The 15,397-nt window shown below is 45.5% G+C and carries 18 protein-coding genes; 9 read left to right on the top strand and 9 right to left on the bottom strand.

Features of this window, described 5'->3' with window-relative positions; genetic code table 11:
• The first annotated feature begins 96 nt into the window (after positions 1 to 96).
• Positions 97 to 1,206 carry a UDP-N-acetyl glucosamine 2-epimerase gene (locus F7D47_RS12500; protein WP_118254743.1) on the top strand — a complete coding sequence of 370 codons (1,110 nt, stop codon included), beginning with the start codon at positions 97 to 99 and terminating at the stop codon, positions 1,204 to 1,206.
• Between the two features lie 140 nt (positions 1,207 to 1,346).
• Here F7D47_RS12500 and F7D47_RS12495 read toward each other — a convergent pair whose 3' ends face one another.
• Entirely contained in the window at positions 1,347 to 2,255 is a 909-nt protein-coding gene (locus F7D47_RS12495) for a hypothetical protein (protein ID WP_228112268.1), read from the bottom strand.
• Positions 2,256 to 2,403: 148 nt separating this feature from the next.
• On the opposite strand from F7D47_RS12495, the gene F7D47_RS12490 reads away from it, so the two are divergent.
• From F7D47_RS12490 to F7D47_RS12475, 4 genes are all read left to right on the top strand, one after another.
• Complete coding sequence (locus F7D47_RS12490; protein ID WP_153085527.1) at positions 2,404 to 3,180, top strand: peptidylprolyl isomerase; 777 nt, start codon at positions 2,404 to 2,406, stop codon at positions 3,178 to 3,180.
• Between the two features lie 86 nt (positions 3,181 to 3,266).
• A complete protein-coding gene (locus F7D47_RS12485) occupies positions 3,267 to 4,481 on the top strand; it encodes an L-serine ammonia-lyase (protein ID WP_153072467.1) in 1,215 nt (404 codons plus the stop codon).
• A 142-nt stretch (positions 4,482 to 4,623) separates the two neighbouring features.
• Complete coding sequence (gene htpG / locus F7D47_RS12480; RefSeq protein WP_153085526.1) at positions 4,624 to 6,681, top strand: molecular chaperone HtpG; 2,058 nt, start codon at positions 4,624 to 4,626, stop codon at positions 6,679 to 6,681.
• Positions 6,682 to 6,886: 205 nt separating this feature from the next.
• Positions 6,887 to 7,411, top strand: coding sequence for an RNA polymerase sigma factor (locus tag F7D47_RS12475; RefSeq protein ID WP_118254759.1), 525 nt, complete (start codon positions 6,887 to 6,889; stop codon positions 7,409 to 7,411).
• A 65-nt stretch (positions 7,412 to 7,476) separates the two neighbouring features.
• On the opposite strand, the gene F7D47_RS12470 is transcribed toward F7D47_RS12475, so the two are convergent.
• Positions 7,477 to 7,863 carry a hypothetical protein gene (locus tag F7D47_RS12470; protein WP_153072469.1) on the bottom strand — a complete coding sequence of 129 codons (387 nt, stop codon included), beginning with the start codon at positions 7,861 to 7,863 and terminating at the stop codon, positions 7,477 to 7,479.
• Positions 7,864 to 7,930: 67 nt separating this feature from the next.
• Positions 7,931 to 9,391 carry an aminoacyl-histidine dipeptidase gene (locus F7D47_RS12465; protein ID WP_153085525.1) on the bottom strand — a complete coding sequence of 487 codons (1,461 nt, stop codon included), beginning with the start codon at positions 9,389 to 9,391 and terminating at the stop codon, positions 7,931 to 7,933.
• A gap of 120 nt (positions 9,392 to 9,511) precedes the next feature.
• Between F7D47_RS12465 and F7D47_RS12460 the strand changes: the two genes are divergently transcribed.
• The 3 genes from F7D47_RS12460 to nth are packed head-to-tail and all read left to right on the top strand — an operon-like array spanning position 9,512 to position 11,002.
• A complete protein-coding gene (locus F7D47_RS12460) occupies positions 9,512 to 9,706 on the top strand; it encodes a hypothetical protein (protein WP_117586554.1) in 195 nt (64 codons plus the stop codon).
• Positions 9,707 to 9,737: 31 nt separating this feature from the next.
• Entirely contained in the window at positions 9,738 to 10,349 is a 612-nt protein-coding gene (locus F7D47_RS12455) for an OmpH family outer membrane protein (protein WP_040552750.1), read from the top strand.
• A 5-nt stretch (positions 10,350 to 10,354) separates the two neighbouring features.
• On the top strand, positions 10,355 to 11,002 hold the full coding sequence (gene nth, locus F7D47_RS12450) for an endonuclease III (RefSeq protein WP_006846651.1): 648 nt from the start codon (positions 10,355 to 10,357) through the stop codon (positions 11,000 to 11,002).
• A 61-nt stretch (positions 11,003 to 11,063) separates the two neighbouring features.
• Here the strand turns inward: nth and aroC are convergent, their stop codons facing one another.
• Genes aroC through F7D47_RS12435 form a run of 3 tightly spaced genes read right to left on the bottom strand, consistent with a single transcriptional unit; the run spans position 11,064 to position 13,111 of the window.
• Entirely contained in the window at positions 11,064 to 12,188 is a 1,125-nt protein-coding gene (gene aroC / locus F7D47_RS12445; protein ID WP_153085524.1) for a chorismate synthase, read from the bottom strand.
• Between the two features lie 27 nt (positions 12,189 to 12,215).
• Positions 12,216 to 12,818: an FKBP-type peptidyl-prolyl cis-trans isomerase gene (locus F7D47_RS12440; RefSeq protein ID WP_153085523.1), complete on the bottom strand. Its 603-nt coding sequence runs from the start codon at positions 12,816 to 12,818 to the stop codon at positions 12,216 to 12,218.
• Positions 12,819 to 12,826: 8 nt separating this feature from the next.
• A complete protein-coding gene (locus tag F7D47_RS12435) occupies positions 12,827 to 13,111 on the bottom strand; it encodes a hypothetical protein (protein ID WP_006846647.1) in 285 nt (94 codons plus the stop codon).
• Positions 13,112 to 13,439: 328 nt separating this feature from the next.
• Between F7D47_RS12435 and F7D47_RS12430 the strand changes: the two genes are divergently transcribed.
• Positions 13,440 to 13,793: a hypothetical protein gene (locus F7D47_RS12430; protein ID WP_118152866.1), complete on the top strand. Its 354-nt coding sequence runs from the start codon at positions 13,440 to 13,442 to the stop codon at positions 13,791 to 13,793.
• A 166-nt stretch (positions 13,794 to 13,959) separates the two neighbouring features.
• Here F7D47_RS12430 and F7D47_RS12425 read toward each other — a convergent pair whose 3' ends face one another.
• The 3 genes from F7D47_RS12425 to F7D47_RS12415 form a co-directional block, all read right to left on the bottom strand.
• On the bottom strand, positions 13,960 to 14,406 hold the full coding sequence (locus tag F7D47_RS12425; protein ID WP_228112360.1) for a PepSY-like domain-containing protein: 447 nt from the start codon (positions 14,404 to 14,406) through the stop codon (positions 13,960 to 13,962).
• 70 nt (positions 14,407 to 14,476) lie between these two features.
• Positions 14,477 to 14,869: a rhodanese-like domain-containing protein gene (locus F7D47_RS12420; RefSeq protein WP_119227164.1), complete on the bottom strand. Its 393-nt coding sequence runs from the start codon at positions 14,867 to 14,869 to the stop codon at positions 14,477 to 14,479.
• 270 nt (positions 14,870 to 15,139) lie between these two features.
• Positions 15,140 to 15,235 carry a smalltalk protein gene (locus F7D47_RS12415; RefSeq protein WP_153072405.1) on the bottom strand — a complete coding sequence of 32 codons (96 nt, stop codon included), beginning with the start codon at positions 15,233 to 15,235 and terminating at the stop codon, positions 15,140 to 15,142.
• Positions 15,236 to 15,397 lie beyond the last annotated feature (162 nt).

Genomic DNA, 15,397 nt, shown 5'->3' with positions numbered 1-15,397 from the left:
CCTCTGAGTCGATGGATAATGCCCTTTGACTCAAGAAATAAAGCACTCAGACATCAGTAAACTGTAACTTCAGTAAATATATAAAACAGGATAAAAATGAAGAAAATCTGTATCGTTGCAGGTGCAAGACCTAACTTTATCAAGGTTGCGCCCGTAATTAGAGCAATTCGTAATGCTCAGGAAGCTGGTAACGAAATCAGCTATCAGTTGGTTTACACAGGAAAAGAGGATGACCCGACACTGGAATCTTCTCTTTTCGATGACTTAGGCATTCAGAAACCGGATGCTTATCTCGGTGTAGACTGTCCAAACATGAACGAACTTACCGGACAGGTGATGGGTCAGTTTGAGTGCTATCTGCAGCAGAATGCTACAGATGTTGTCATTGTGGTTGATGATCTGGCTTCAACCATGGCTGTGGCTATTGTTACCAAGAAGCAGGGTGTGCAGCTTGCTCATATTGCAGCCGGAACCCGCAGTTTTGACATTACCATGCCAAAGGAAATCAACCGTCTGGTGATTGATGGCTTGTCAGATATTCTCTTTACCGCTGGCATTTCAAACAACAGCATCGCCAACAAGGAAGGTGCAGAATTGTCTAAGGTTTACATGGTAGGAAATGTGCTTATCGACAACATCCGCTTCCTTCAGTCTAAAATGCAGCGGCCTGAAGTCATGGACGAGTTTCATCTGAAAGAAGGCGAATATATGGTTCTGACCTTGAACCGCAAGGCCATCGTCAATAACATTGATGAGATGAAATCGCTCATTTCTGTCATAGATGAAGAGGCGCGCCAGGCTGGAGTGAAGGTGATTGCTCCGCTTCGAGGTAAAGCCTTGGGCTTCGTGCTCGCATTCAAGGCTTATCAGGAAGAGAGTAATCATCAGAGTGGAATCCAGGTGGTTCAGCCGCTCGATTATCTGTCGTTTGCTTATCTTACAGCTCACGCCAAAGGTGTGATTACCGATTCGGGTAATGTGGCTGAAGAAGCTACCTTCAATGGGGTTCCTTGCATTACGCTCAACAGCTATACTGAGCATATTGAAACTGTAAAGGTGGGTACAAACGAACTGGTTGCTGAAGATCCGGAGTTACTGAAGCAAACTATGCAGAAACTTCTGAAGGGTGAATGGAAGAAAGCGGGCATTCCTGACAGATGGGATGGCCGCTCAGCAGAAAGAATAGTCCAGATTCTCGCTGAATAGAATCTAAACTCATAGCGTATAATCTCATGGAGAGAGATGATGCTATGTAAACTGATTCTTTTCAGAATAAACTTAGAGGTTCACTTCAATATGATTATATTGAAAAGTGAACCTCTTTCTTTTTATGCTTTATCTTTTTCTTAATCCTTTTCAGGCGCCTTTGGCACAGGATAGTCGTATTGCTTGAAATAGGCTGGCGTCTTATTATCATACCATACTCCTTCTACGTTTAAGCCGATAGAGAAAGTCTTTTTGGAATTAGTGTATCTTACACCGGCTCCTAAAACGTTGGCGCCAGGTACTCCCATTCCGTAGCCACCCGGCATGATTCCTCTTCCCATACCCCAAGGATACATTCCGTAGCCCCAAGGCGAATAGCCGTAGGGACCATAGCCATAACCGCCATAACGGCCGTAAAGAGAATTGTAATTGTTGGCTACACTAAGCTGACCGTAAACGTAAGCCTCCCAATGCTCATTAAACTGGTAGCCCAGAATGCCGTAGACTCCACCGTCATGATAACTGTCTCCACCATAGTTTACGTTGTTGATATAAGTGCCCAGAGCCAACCAGAGTTTGTTGTCTTTGGTGAGTGGCGTCAGGTAGGTTGCATCGATGGTCTGGGTGAAACCGCCTCTGTGAGGCACATTCTTGCCGAATGTAGCAAAGGCAGAAAGATCTACCGAGAGATTCAATCCCTTGTGCAGCCCCCAGCCATAGCCCAACGGATAACTCAAGCTGTTGGTAAGGTTGGAGATGGGATTATTATAATAGGTGCTGTCTAGCGAAGCATCACCCAGTAATCCGTTTTTGCCGAGAGTTTCTTTCTTATCTGATAGTCGGGCAGGAGTCATATATGCATTCTTCACCGGTTTTCCCTGATAAATCATAGGTTTTCCTGCCTGGTAAACCGTATCGCCAGGCAGCAACCATTCTTCGCGCGGACTGTCCGGACTGTGCAATGGTCCGAAGCTTACCTGTTGCTGTGCACTTGCTTCTGTAGTGAGGAAAGTGCAAAAAGCGATGATAATATATATTTTTTTCTTCATAATTGATTGCATTTTCTGTCTTCTGCTGCAAAGATATGAAGAATGTATGAAACAAAGGAACTTTTCCCGCATAAAAAATCAATTTTTTAGAATAAAATCATTATCTTTGCATCCGATAACATAAATAGATGTAAAATTATACAAAAATATGAAGAAGATCATCAGATTATTGACACTCGCTCTTCTTACGGTGCCTGTTACGACATTCGCTCAGAGTGAAGGCAATCAGAACACATCAGAACCAGCCGGAAAAGTTGTGGCGTCTAAGCCCGATTCTCTGCTCGACTGGGAAACACCGCACAATCCAACTTGCCCTCAGGTGTTGCTGGAAACTACGATGGGTAACATTCTCGTGGCTCTCTACAATGATACTCCCAAGCATCGGGATAATTTCCTGAAACTTGTCAATTCGGGCTATTATGACGGTTGCATCTTTCAGCGTGTCATCAAGAATTTCATGATTCAGGGTGGCGATTATTCATGCAGAAAGGTGAACATGAAAAAGCCGCAGAAGTTTGATGTAAACTATACGGTTCCGGCAGAAATCATCTATCCTAAATATTATCATAAGCGCGGACAGCTCTGTGCTGCTCGCGAAGGAGATGATGAAAATCCGGCCAAAGCTTCGGCGTCTACTGATTTCTACATCACCTGGGGCAGAAATTTTTCTCCCCGGCAGATGGAATATTATGTAGAAAAACTGAAACGGGACGGCAAGTATTACGCCATTCCTTCAGAACAGTTGCAAAAGGGCTACATCAAGCATGGTGGTGTTCCTCACCTTGACAACGGCTACACTGTATTCGGAGAGGTGCTTGAAGGCATGGATGTGGTTGATAAGATTCAGAATGTGGCTACCGATAAGACGAACAACGACAGACCTCTCACGGATGTCATCATTCTGAAAGCCAAGCAGATGAAGTAACTTTCTGATGGTAAACTGAAGAAATAAGTAACTGAGCCCATTAAAAGAGAAAAAATCGATAAGTAAAAATATTAAATACGAGAAAAATGAAGTCATTAAAGGAATTATATAGAGTAGGTAAGGGGCCATCGAGCAGTCATACGATGGGGCCTCAGCGTGCAGCCAAACTTTTTCAGGAGCGTTGCCCTAACGCTTCTTATTATGAAGTAACCCTCTATGGAAGTCTGGCTGCTACAGGTAAGGGACACATGACTGATGTGGCAATAGAAGAAGTGCTCAGACCTCATAAAACTGTGAATATTATCTGGCAGCCACAGACTTTCCTTCCTTATCATCCCAACGGAATGAAATTTGTGGGCAAGGATCTGAACGGCGATATTATCGATGAATGGACCGTTTACAGTATTGGTGGTGGAGCCATATCAGATGGTACTGCCGGCAACGAAGAGCTGGGCGCCAAGGATGTTTATGATCTGAACAAGCTCGCCGACATCAAGCAATGGTGCTATGATAACGGACGCTCATTCTGGGAGTATGTTGAGAAATGCGAATCGGAAGATATCTGGGATTATCTCGACATGGTTTGGCAAACGATGAAGCAGAGCATCAGAAATGGTTTGAACCATGAAGGTGTTTTGCCGGGTCCGCTGAAGCTACAGCGTAAGGCTGCCACCTATTATATAAAGGCGAAGGGTTACCGTGCTTCCCTGCAGAGCCGCGGCTTGGTTTATGCTTATGCGCTGGCTGTGAGCGAAGAGAATGCTTCGGGTGGTACCATCGTTACAGCTCCTACCTGTGGCGCCTGTGGTGTATTGCCAGCTGTACTCTACCACATGTTTACTTCTCATGATATGAGTGAACAGCGCATCTTGAGAGCCTTGGCTACAGCCGGATTGGTGGGCAACATCGTAAAGCAGAATGCTTCTATCAGTGGTGCTGATGTAGGTTGCCAGGGCGAGGTAGGTGTTGCCTGCGCCATGGCTTCGGCTGCAGCCTGCCAGCTTTTCGGAGGCAGTCCGGCTCAGGTAGAATATGCTGCCGAAATGGGATTGGAGCATCATCTCGGAATGACCTGCGACCCGGTTTGCGGACTGGTTCAGATTCCTTGCATCGAGCGAAATGCCTTTGCTGCCGCCCGAGCTTTGGATGCAGACCTCTACGCTTCCTTCTCAGATGGCCATCATACCGTATCTTTCGACCGTGTAGTTGAAGTAATGCGACAGACGGGTCATGACCTACCTTCGCTTTACAAGGAAACAAGCGAAGGCGGTTTGGCAAAGGGATTTCCAAGAGACATTTAGTCATAAAATGCTTCGCTGAATCATAAAATGTTTTTCAGCTATTTTATTCTGTTTGGTAAGAGGGCTTTTATTTTGGCACGCTATTTGTAAGTCCCCTTGCCAAACAATAATAAAGTAAATACGAATAAAAACATTTTATATTATGGCACAGAAAGGTAATATTGGTGTAACGACAGAGAACATTTTCCCTGTCATCAAGAAATTCTTATATTCAGATCACGACATCTTCCTCCGTGAGATGGTTTCAAACGCCGTAGATGCTACACAGAAGTTGAAGACTCTTGCAGCTCAGGGCGATTTCAAGGGCGAGATAGGCGACACAACCGTTCGTGTCTCTCTCGATGAGAAGGCTGGAACCTTGACTATCAGCGACCATGGTATAGGTATGACAGAGGAGGAAATCGATAAATATATCAACCAGATTGCATTCTCAGGCGTAACTGACTTCCTCGACAAGTATAAGGAGAATGCCAACGCCATCATCGGCCACTTCGGTCTCGGCTTCTATTCTTCTTTCATGGTAGCCAGCAAGGTAGAAATCATCACTAAGAGCTACAAAGAGGGAAGCAAGGCTGTAAAGTGGAGCTGCGATGGTTCACCTGCTTTCGAAATCGAAGATGCAGACAAGGCTGAGCGTGGTTCAGACATCATCCTCCATATTGCTGATGATTGCAAGGAATTCCTGCAGAAGAACAAGATTGAGGAACTTCTGAACAAGTACTGCAAGTTTATGGCAGTGCCTGTTGCTTTCGGCAAGAAGACCGAATGGAAGGACGGCAAGAATGTGGAGACTGATGAGGATAACATTATTAATAATGTGGAGCCTCTCTGGACCAAGGCTCCTAGCACACTGAAGGATGAGGACTACAAGAAGTTCTATCACACCCTTTATCCGATGCAGGACGACCCGTTGTTCTGGATTCATCTGAATGTAGACTTCCCATTCAATCTCACGGGTATTCTCTACTTCCCACGCATCAAGAGCAGCATCGACATGCAGCGCAACAAGATTCAGCTCTATTGCAACCAGGTGTTCGTAACCGACCAGGTAGAAGGCATTGTACCAGAATTCCTCACATTGCTTCATGGTGTAATCGATTCACCGGACATTCCGCTGAACGTAAGCCGCAGCTACCTGCAGAGCGACAGCAACGTGAAGAAGATTTCTACCTACATCACCAAGAAGGTAGCCGATCGTCTGAACTCTATCTTCAAGGAGAACCGCAAGGAGTTTGAAGAGAAATGGGATGATCTCAAGATCTTCATCAACTACGGAATGCTCTCTCAGGAAGATTTCTACGAGCGCGCAAAGGACTTCGCACTTCTGAAAGATGTTGAGGGCAAGTACTTTACTTTCGAGGAGTACAAGACGCTGATTAAGGACAATCAGACCGATAAGGACGGCAACCTGGTTTATCTCTATGCCAACAATAAGGAAGAGCAGTATTCTTATATCGAGGCTGCCAAGCAGAAGGGTTATTCTGTACTTCTGATGGAAGGTCAGCTCGATACGCCGATGGTAAACATGCTGGAGCAGAAGCTGGAGAAGAGCCGCTTTACACGTGTTGACGCCGACATCATCGACCGCCTCATCGTGAAGGAAGATGCTAAGAAGACCGATTTGAGCAAAGAGCAGTCTGACAACTTGACAGAAGTATTCCGCTCTCAGATGCCTCAGCTTGACAAGGCAGAATTCTTTGTTGAGATTCAGGCTTTGGGCGAACAGAACCAGCCAGTGCTCATCACTCAGAACGAGTACATGCGCCGTATGAAGGCGATGAGCCAGTTCCAGGCAGGCATGAACTTCTACGGTCAGATGCCAGACAGCTACAACATCGTACTGAACTCAGACCATGCTCTGGTAAAGAAGGTATTGGAAGATGCTGAGGCCAACACTGCTGAAACATTGAAGCCAATCCTTGCAGAAATCAAGGGTCAGGAAGCTCGCCTTGCCGTACTCCATCAGGAGCAGAACAAGAAGAAGCCTGAAGAGATTACCCAGCAGGAGAAGGATGATGTTCACAACACAGAGAAGGCCATCAGCGATGAGAAGGCTAAGCGCAACGAAATCATCTCGGGCTATGCTAAGAACAACAACATTGTTCACCAGCTCATCGACCTTGCCCTGCTTCAGAACGGTATGTTGAAGGGTGCATCGCTCGACGCATTCCTCAAGAGAAGCGTTGACATGATTAAGTAATCCAACCTGTAAAAAGGTTTGATTTAAGAAATAAAACTTTGCGATGCGTAACATTTCATGTTACAAATTGTTTCTATCATATGTGCTAAATGTTTCAAAACGAACATTTAGCACATTTTTTTTCGCTTTCCTTTGGTGGCTTTCCTTTTTTTTATTACCTTTGCAATATCGATAAACGAAAAACATGATTAAAAAAATCGCCATCATGGAACAAACAAATTCAAATTACAGCATTATTGCTGATTATTACTCTGAACACTACAACGAGCTGAAGTTGTATGTCATGTCCCGTTCGCTTCCGGCAGACGAGGCTGAAGACATCGTGCAGAATACTTTTGTGCGATTACTTCGAGGCGATAAGATGATTACGCCTGTTACTTTACCTTGTTTTGTATACACCATTGCCAAGAATCTGATTATCGATTATTACCGGCGCAAGCATAAGATTGAGGAGTATGAACACTTCCTGGGAGCTAGCGACTGGATGGGAAGATATGATGTTGATGGCGAATCAGTTTTCTCTGCCCAGCAGACCAACGAGATTCTGGAGCGTGGCATTGCCCGGCTCACAGAGAAGAGAAGCAAGGTTTACCGCCTGAATCTCTTCGAAGGAATGCAGGTGAGCGAGATTGCCCAAAGTCTGAACCTCGGATATAAAGCGGCTGAGAATCGTCTGACTCTGGCTAGAAAAGAAATAAGAGATTATATGAAAAAAGAGTTGGCTAGTTAAAATGCTAGTCAACTCTTTCTGTTTATTCTTACTGCCTTGCTGAAAGGCAATTCTTAACTATTTTTTTAGTTTTCCTTAAACCCGATTACTCTTGTCAAACCTTTATCAAGATAAAAGGTTTGGGTTACTTCCTGCTTCTCGCCCTGATGGTTGGTCAGCTTGTATGTAGCCCTTAAATATAATAAGGTGTCGGGATAAGCTGCATCATTATAATTAATATTCTTCTTGACGTAAGGCAGTTTGCTGACATTTTGTCGCATCACCTTCATCTGGTCGAAACTGATCATGGCGGTAGGAGTGAGGCGGGAGAACCGCTCATAGCTGCAGTCCTGCTCAACGAGGTTTTCATTAAGAAAATCCTTGACAAGAGATTGAGCCTTGTGCTGATCGCCACACGAGGTGAACATCAGCACAAGTCCTGAAACCATGAAAAACATCATTTTCTTTATCATAGACATCTTCTTTTTTATTAAGCCGCACTGCTTTTATTAAGCTCGTTGTTTTATTTAGCGAGCTTGCTTATTTAGCCACGCTGCGGAGAATCTCCAGCAAGTGATCCCAAACCATCTCTACAGTAGGAATGAGAAGAGCCTCGTCTGGGGTGTGAACATTGCGAAGGGTAGGACCGAAACTTACCATATCGAGCTCAGGATAACGCTCTGAGAAAAGACCACACTCCAAACCGGCATGAATACCCTTTACCAATGGCTTTTTGCCGAAGAGCTTTTCATAAGCCTTCACAGCCAGGTCGGTAAGCTCGCTGTTGGCGCGCATCTTCCAAGCTGGATACTTGTCGCCTACAGTTACCTCGGCGCCAGCCAGAAGGAAGGCTGCCTTTACGGTGTTGGTCATGTTCTCCAGATTGCTCATCACGTTACTTCGCTGAGAAGCTACGATGTTGATGCTGTTCTCATCGGTCATCACGCTTGCCACATTGCTTGAGGTTTCTACCATCCAGGCAATCGCCTCATCCTGACAGGTAGTAAGCGGACCGTTGTCTACAGCCTGGAGAGCCATTACGAACTTGTCAGCTACAGCTTTCTCGATGACAGGTGCAGCATCGGTGCTGCTCATATTGAACAGCATAGCCTGTTCGGTTACGTGGAATTCATCTTCTACTTCTGATGCAAAGATGTTCCAGTCGGCACGAACCTGTTCCTTATCAGCATTTTTGACGGCGAAAACAATTTTTCCGTCGCGAGGAATCGCATTGTGCATTTTGCCGCAGTTGAAGCTTACGAGGCGCAGACTTCCATCCAGTTTCTCATTTTCGAGGAAGAGGAAGCGGGCAAGAATTTTGATGGCATTGGCGCGCTTCTTGTTGATGTCATCGCCCGAGTGACCACCGTTGAGACCCTTCAGCGAAGCTTCCATGAAGAAATAACCCGCAGGAGCCTCTTCGCGTGAGAAGTGGAAAGTGGCATGGGTTGTCTGACCACCGGCGCAGGATACGAAGATTTCGCCCTCATCCTCTGAGTCAAGATTGATGAGCATCTTTCCGGTCATAAAGCCCGCCTTCATGCCGTGAGCACCGGTCAGTCCGGTTTCTTCATCACGTGTAAAGACGCACTCGATAGGACCATGCTCAATATCGTTGCTTGCCAGGATAGCCAGCTCGATGGCGCAGCCTATACCGTCGTCAGCACCCAATGTAGTGCCTTTTGCCTTAAGCCATTCTCCGTCTACGTAAGTCTGGATGGCGTCTTTGTGGAAATCGAAATCAACATCTACCAGTTTATCGCAAACCATGTCCATGTGGCTCTGCAGGATGATGGTTTCAGCATGCTCGTAGCCTGGAGTGGCAGCTTTACGGATGAGCACATTACCGGTTTCATCTACCAGCGTTTCGAGCTGATGAGCCTCTCCGAAAGATTTCAAAAACTCAATCATGTTCTCCTCGTGCTTGGAAGGACGAGGTATTTCGTTGATTTTTGCGAACTGCTCGAACACGAGAGCAGGCTTCAATTCACTTTTATTCATTTATTTTCTATTATTTTGTTTTGATAAAACATTTATTTCTGCTATTTTGTTTTGGTTATTCCCAAAAAAATAGTACCTTTGCACCCAAAAGTGCACTAAGGCACTGCAAAGGTAATAAAAATGATAAAATTAATGTTATTAAGCGTGTTAATAATTGCTATCTGCATGGCATTATTTTGCGTAAAGGTGATTTTTAAGAAGAACGGCAAGTTCTCTTCCCAGCATGTGCACGACAATCCGGGCTTGCGCAAGCAGGGCATTCATTGTGTGGTGGATCAGGACCGCGAGGCAAGGGAAGCCAACAAGGCTTATTAGAAAATAGTAATAATATAATATGATAGAAAAAATGAGAAAGAACATTTTGAGTTCAGTGGCAATTGCAGCTGTTGCTGCCCTGTCATTGGCATCATGCAACAAATCTCAGCCTCAGGTAGAGGCTAAGTCAGAGAGCAAGGCTCCTGCTGAATTGAAGATTGCTTATGTAGAGGTAGACTCTATCATGACTCAGTATACCTTTGCTAAGGAGTATTCTTCTATCTTGGAGAAGAAGGGTCAGAACATTCAGGCTACTATTGCGCAGAAGGGCCAGCAGCTTCAGGCAGCAGCAGCCAACTTCCAGCAGAAGATTCAGCAGAATGCTTACACCCGCGAGCAGGCTGAGGCTATCCAGGCTGGACTGCAGAAGCAGAACAACGACCTGCAGGGCTTGCAGCAGCGCTTGAGCAACGAGTTTGCTGCTGAGCAGGAGAAGTACAACAAGGCGCTCCACGACAGCATTGCCAACTATCTTGCCCGCTATAACAAGGACAAGAAGTACAGCATTATCTTCTCTAAGAGCGGCGATAATCTGCTCTATGCTGACAAGGCTTACGATATTACAAAAGAGGTGATTTCCGGCTTGAACAAGGCTTACAAGGGAAAGCTGAAGAAAGAGGAGGCTGCTCCTGCTAAAAAGTAAGAGAAATGCTTCGTAAGGAAAGATACGATTTTATATTGAACCATTTCAGAAGTGCGCTGCCGAATGTAACTACCGAGTTGCAGTTCGGTAGCGCATTTCAGCTTCTGGTGGCTACCTTGCTTTCTGCGCAATGTACCGACAAACGCATCAACATGGTTACGCCTGCTCTCTTTGCCCGTTATCCTGATGCGCAGCACATGGCACAGGCGAGCGAGGAAGATATTTATGAGTTGATCAGTTCGGTGAGTTATCCGAATGCCAAGGCGAAGCATCTTGCTGAAATGTCTCGCCAGCTGGTTGAGATGTTCGGAGGTGAGGTGCCTGAGGCTGCGGATGATTTGGAGAAGTTGGCAGGAGTGGGGCGCAAGACTGCGAATGTGATTCGTGCCGTATGGTTCGGTCATGCTACGATGGCGGTGGATACGCATGTTTACCGTGTGAGTCATCGTATGGGGTTGGTGCCGAAAACGGCAGATACGCCCCGAAAAGTAGAAGATTATCTGATGAAACACATTCCGGCTGAGGATATTCCGAATGCGCATCATTGGATTCTGCTGCATGGCAGATATATTTGCAAGAGTACGAAGCCGCTCTGCGATAAATGCTTTTTTAATGAATATTGCCCAAAACTATTAAAGGACAGTAAGCTTTAGGTAGATATTAGTGATTAATTGGTAGTGATTAGTTTGTTAATCACTACCAATTAATCACTAATTAAAGTTTTATTGTTTTATTCAAGAGATAGTTATCCAGAATCACCATGGCAGCCATGGCTTCAACCACTGGCACGGCTCTTGGCAAAACGCAAGGATCATGACGGCCGCGGGCAGTCAGCATGGTGGCATTTCCTTCCAAATCTACCGTATTCTGCTCCATCAGCAGAGTAGCAATTGGCTTAAAGGCAACACGGAAATAGATGTCCTGACCATTGCTCAAACCGCCCTGTATTCCTCCGCTATGATTGCTCTTTGTTGTAATACGGGCAGCAATATCCTGATTCACAGCAGCATCAGCTGGCGTCTCTGCAGCATCAGCCTTCGGGATAAAGACATCATTCTGCTCACTTCCGCGGGCAGTAACTCCGGCAAATCCCTCACCATATTCAAAACCCTTCACGGCGTTAATGCCAAGCATGGCAGCACCCAGTTGGGCATGAAGCTTGCCAAATTCAGGCTCGCCCAATCCTACCGGGCAACCCTTGATGACGCAAGTGATGATTCCACCAATCGTATCGCCGTCGGCCTTAACCTGGGCGATGAGATCTTCCATCTCCTTCGCCTTCCGCTGGTCAGGACAGCGCACCGGATTATCTTCTATGGTGTTAAGGTCATACAGATGATAATCTTTCTCCAGCGCGATGCTGCCCACCTGCGATGTATAGGCCGTGATGCTGATGCCCAACTGTCGCAAGGCAAGTTTAGCCAAAGCTCCGCCTACGCATCGGGCAATGGTGATGCGGGCTGAAGAACGGCCGCCGCCACGATGATCGCGTACACCATACTTCTCGTGATAGGTGAAATCTGCGTGAGAAGGGCGGAAGAGACAGCGCATGTTCTCATAGTCCTGAGAATGCTGGTTCTGGTTACGCACCTCAAAGCCGATAGGGGTTCCTGTTGATTTGCCTTCGAACACACCACTCAGAAACTCTACCTTGTCAGCTTCCTTTCTGGCCGTAGTGATGTGGCTCTGTCCTGGGCGTCGGCGGTTCAGCTCGCTCTGGATAAAGTCCATGTCGATTTCTATGCCTGCAGGAAATCCGTCAATAACGCCTCCTACAGCTATTCCATGACTCTCTCCAAACGTAGTGAGAGTGAAAAGATTACCAAATGTATTCCTCATTACCTTAATATATTATAAAGGTGTTTATTACTTGTTGCAGCCGCCTTCGCAACCACCTTCACAGTTGCCATCCTTGCAGTCGCCGCCGCAGTTGTCGCAGCCACCTGAGCAGCCGCCACCTTCGCCGCTGATCATCTGAGCCATCTTGGCAATCTCCTCAGCAGTAGCCTCGCGGCTCTCGAGAATCTGACCGCAGAAGTTGAGCTTCAAGCCAGCCAATGGGTGGTTCAGGTCGCAGGTTACCTTTGTATCGCTGATGTTCTTCACGACTGCGTTGAAGTGGTTGCCATCCTCGTTCTGCAATGGGATGATAGCGCCTACCTGTACGTGCTGTGCATCAAACTGGCCGTTGATGGTAAAAATCTGCTTGTCGAGCTCCAGTACGCGCTCATCATAGTGCTGTCCGTAAGCCTGCTCTGGGTCCAGCTGGAAGTCGAACTCATCACCCTTAGCCAGGTCTACCACCTTCTCTTCGAAAGCTGGCAGGGTAACACCCATACCGCTGATGAAGATGAACGGACGCTCGTCGGTTGTGCGCTCGATGAGCATTTCCTCGCCGTTGTCACCATTAGTTACATCATACAGTGCGTATGAAACTACAATAAACTTGTTTTTGTTGTTTGTTTCCATTTCTATATTTATTTTTTATTATTTCTTTTTCTTTTCTGAATGCTTACGCTCTTTACCATCTCCATGCGCTCCAGATAGATAGGGCGCCATTTGTCGATGATGTCCTGCAGACTTTTGCTCTTCTGCGAGAGTTCAGCATATTCCTCGCCGTCGGTCAGATTCTCTTTCTTGAGATCCAGCATTCGGGCGATGAGCTGCTTCTGGTGTTCCTCAGCCGCCTTGAGCTGGTTGCCCAGTTTCTCGAGACTTTCCATAAAGGCGAGTGCCTTGTCTATATGATTTTCCTGTACCATTTTGCTTGTTTTATAGGTTGAATCTTTTGCAAAGGTACAAATAATAATTGGTATAAACGAAGAAAAAGGGCTTTTTTTTCGATGATATTACAAAATGATAGAGAAAATGTAATATCTCTAACGTTCTGATGCCTATTTCGGTGTATTGTTGTTGATTTAAGTCAAGAAATAGGCGGAAAACTGAAAATATCCCAAGAAATGTTTGCGCACACAGAGAAAAGTTCGTATCTTTGCAGCGTCTTAAAGAAAAAGACTATAGGATAATGTTTAACAGAGCCGGCGTCTACGGATGTGCAGGACTCACAAAGTAAAGAAAGGTAAAAAGATTATGAAGAAGATTATGGTATTAGCAGTAGCTATGTTTGCAATGGCAACAGCTACTTTCGCAGCAGAAGAGGAGACAAATGCAACAGCAGCTTACAACATGAATGTAAAGATGTCTAGCTTGGCAGATGCTTTGAGCTTGAACATCGACCAGGTAGAGGCTGTAGCTGATGTACACAAGAACTTCACCGCAGACATGATGAATGCTGCAACAGCAAAGGGTGAGGAACGTTCTGCAATGATTGACAAGGCAGTTTTGAAGGATCTCAAGTACATGCACGTTATCTTGAACAACAGTCAGTATCGTAAGTACGTGATGCTTCTCAACACAACTCTTATCAATCGTGGTTTGAAGTAATCATCTTTTTATAGATGAGAAAAATAAGAGAGAGATTTAAAATAAGAATCCCAGTCAAGGTTTTATCCTGACTGGGATTTTTTTTTGCTTTTGGGCCTTCAGTCCGTACTTAAACTATTTGCTAAACTTAGCTTCCTGATATGCGAAAGTTCAGTTAACTTGATAATCAGTCAATATCTATTAATTGGAAATGCTTGTTGAAGGTCAAATCCAATCCGTTTGCCAGTTCTACCTCGTATTCATTCTTGTTCATTTCTATCTTTTTCACCGATTGTCCTGCATAATTAGCCATCAGGTAATTCTTGATGGCTTGCGGAATCAGCTGGTCTGGCACGGTGGCCTGCTTGCAGTCAATCTCTGTAAGATTTCCCTTTTTGTCGAACTCCAGCTTCGTGCCATTCTGCAGAACCACGTCGTAGCTTCTGCTCACAACGCCCGACTCAATGGTAGCAAGCATCACCTTCTGACCATTGAAATGCTGGCTGAGTAAGGTCTGAGCCTTTGCAGGAAGTGCATTTACAGAGATAGGTTTGTCGTTGCCCGCATTCGCCACCATATTGCATGAAACCATGCAGCAGATGGCAATCATCAAAATTCGCAAAATTCTTTTCATACGCTACAAATTAAAATTTTATAATAACTAACGGAACTTTCGCATGTGGGGAAGTTCAGTTATTTTAACTTTACTCCTTTACGATTTCTTTTCCTGCTGCCTGCCAGCCAATAAATCCGGAATCGAGTTCTATTACCTGATAGCCGTTCTTTGTCAATATAGCTGCGGCATTTTTGCTTCGCTTGCCGCTTCGGCAGTTCACGGCGATAGTCTTGCTTTTGGGAAGAGTGGCAGCGGCCTTCTGCTCGAAGTCTGATTTCAGTACGTCAATGTTGATTGCGCCCCGAATATGCCCATTGGCAAACTCCTCTGCGGTTCGTACGTCGAGACGGATTACTGCGGTGTCAGCGATGGCTTTCTCATAGTCATCTGCCGACAGACTCTTATAGCCCTTATTTTGCGCCTGACAAGAATACAGGCTTGATAGCATGGTTATAATGCTCATGATAAATATTTTCTTCATTCTCTAATCTTTTAATAATTATGCGCCTATAATCTAGGAGGATAAGCCATGCTCAACCCCCTACATTCTTGCAATATATCTGCAAAAATACAAAAAATATTCAGAAAGTTGATGATATGGATGGATTTTGTTGGCTGGGCGAACTCGATTTAACCTTATTTTATACGATAGAGGGATATTTTGATAATCTGAAATCCTTAATGACCGAAAATGACCGTGACCGAAAATGACCGCTCTCCTCATATTGAGGTGAGCGGTCGTTTTTGTTCTTTATCCCATGCAGCTCGTTACTCCGAGCGTAGTAGCGATAGCGGTCAGAATGCTGATGGCTATCTGAAGAATTGTTTTCCAAGTGTTCGCTTTCATCTTTTTAGTGTTTAAAGTTTAGTGTTTCATGTTTACTTTTTGGGGCGATAGGCTTGGCTAGGGGCTAGCACCCTAGCCAGTCTATCCTTTGGCTATTCAAGGCCGTTGCCAGTATCGTCCTTGCCGGTAGTACCGCCGCCTGATTCAGAGCCTTGGCCTTCG

The organism is Segatella copri (assembly GCF_009494835.1).
Lineage (GTDB): Bacteria > Bacteroidota > Bacteroidia > Bacteroidales > Bacteroidaceae > Prevotella > Prevotella copri_F.
The sequence above is the reverse complement of the archived record's forward strand: the minus strand, read 5'-3'. Positions and strand labels throughout refer to the sequence as shown.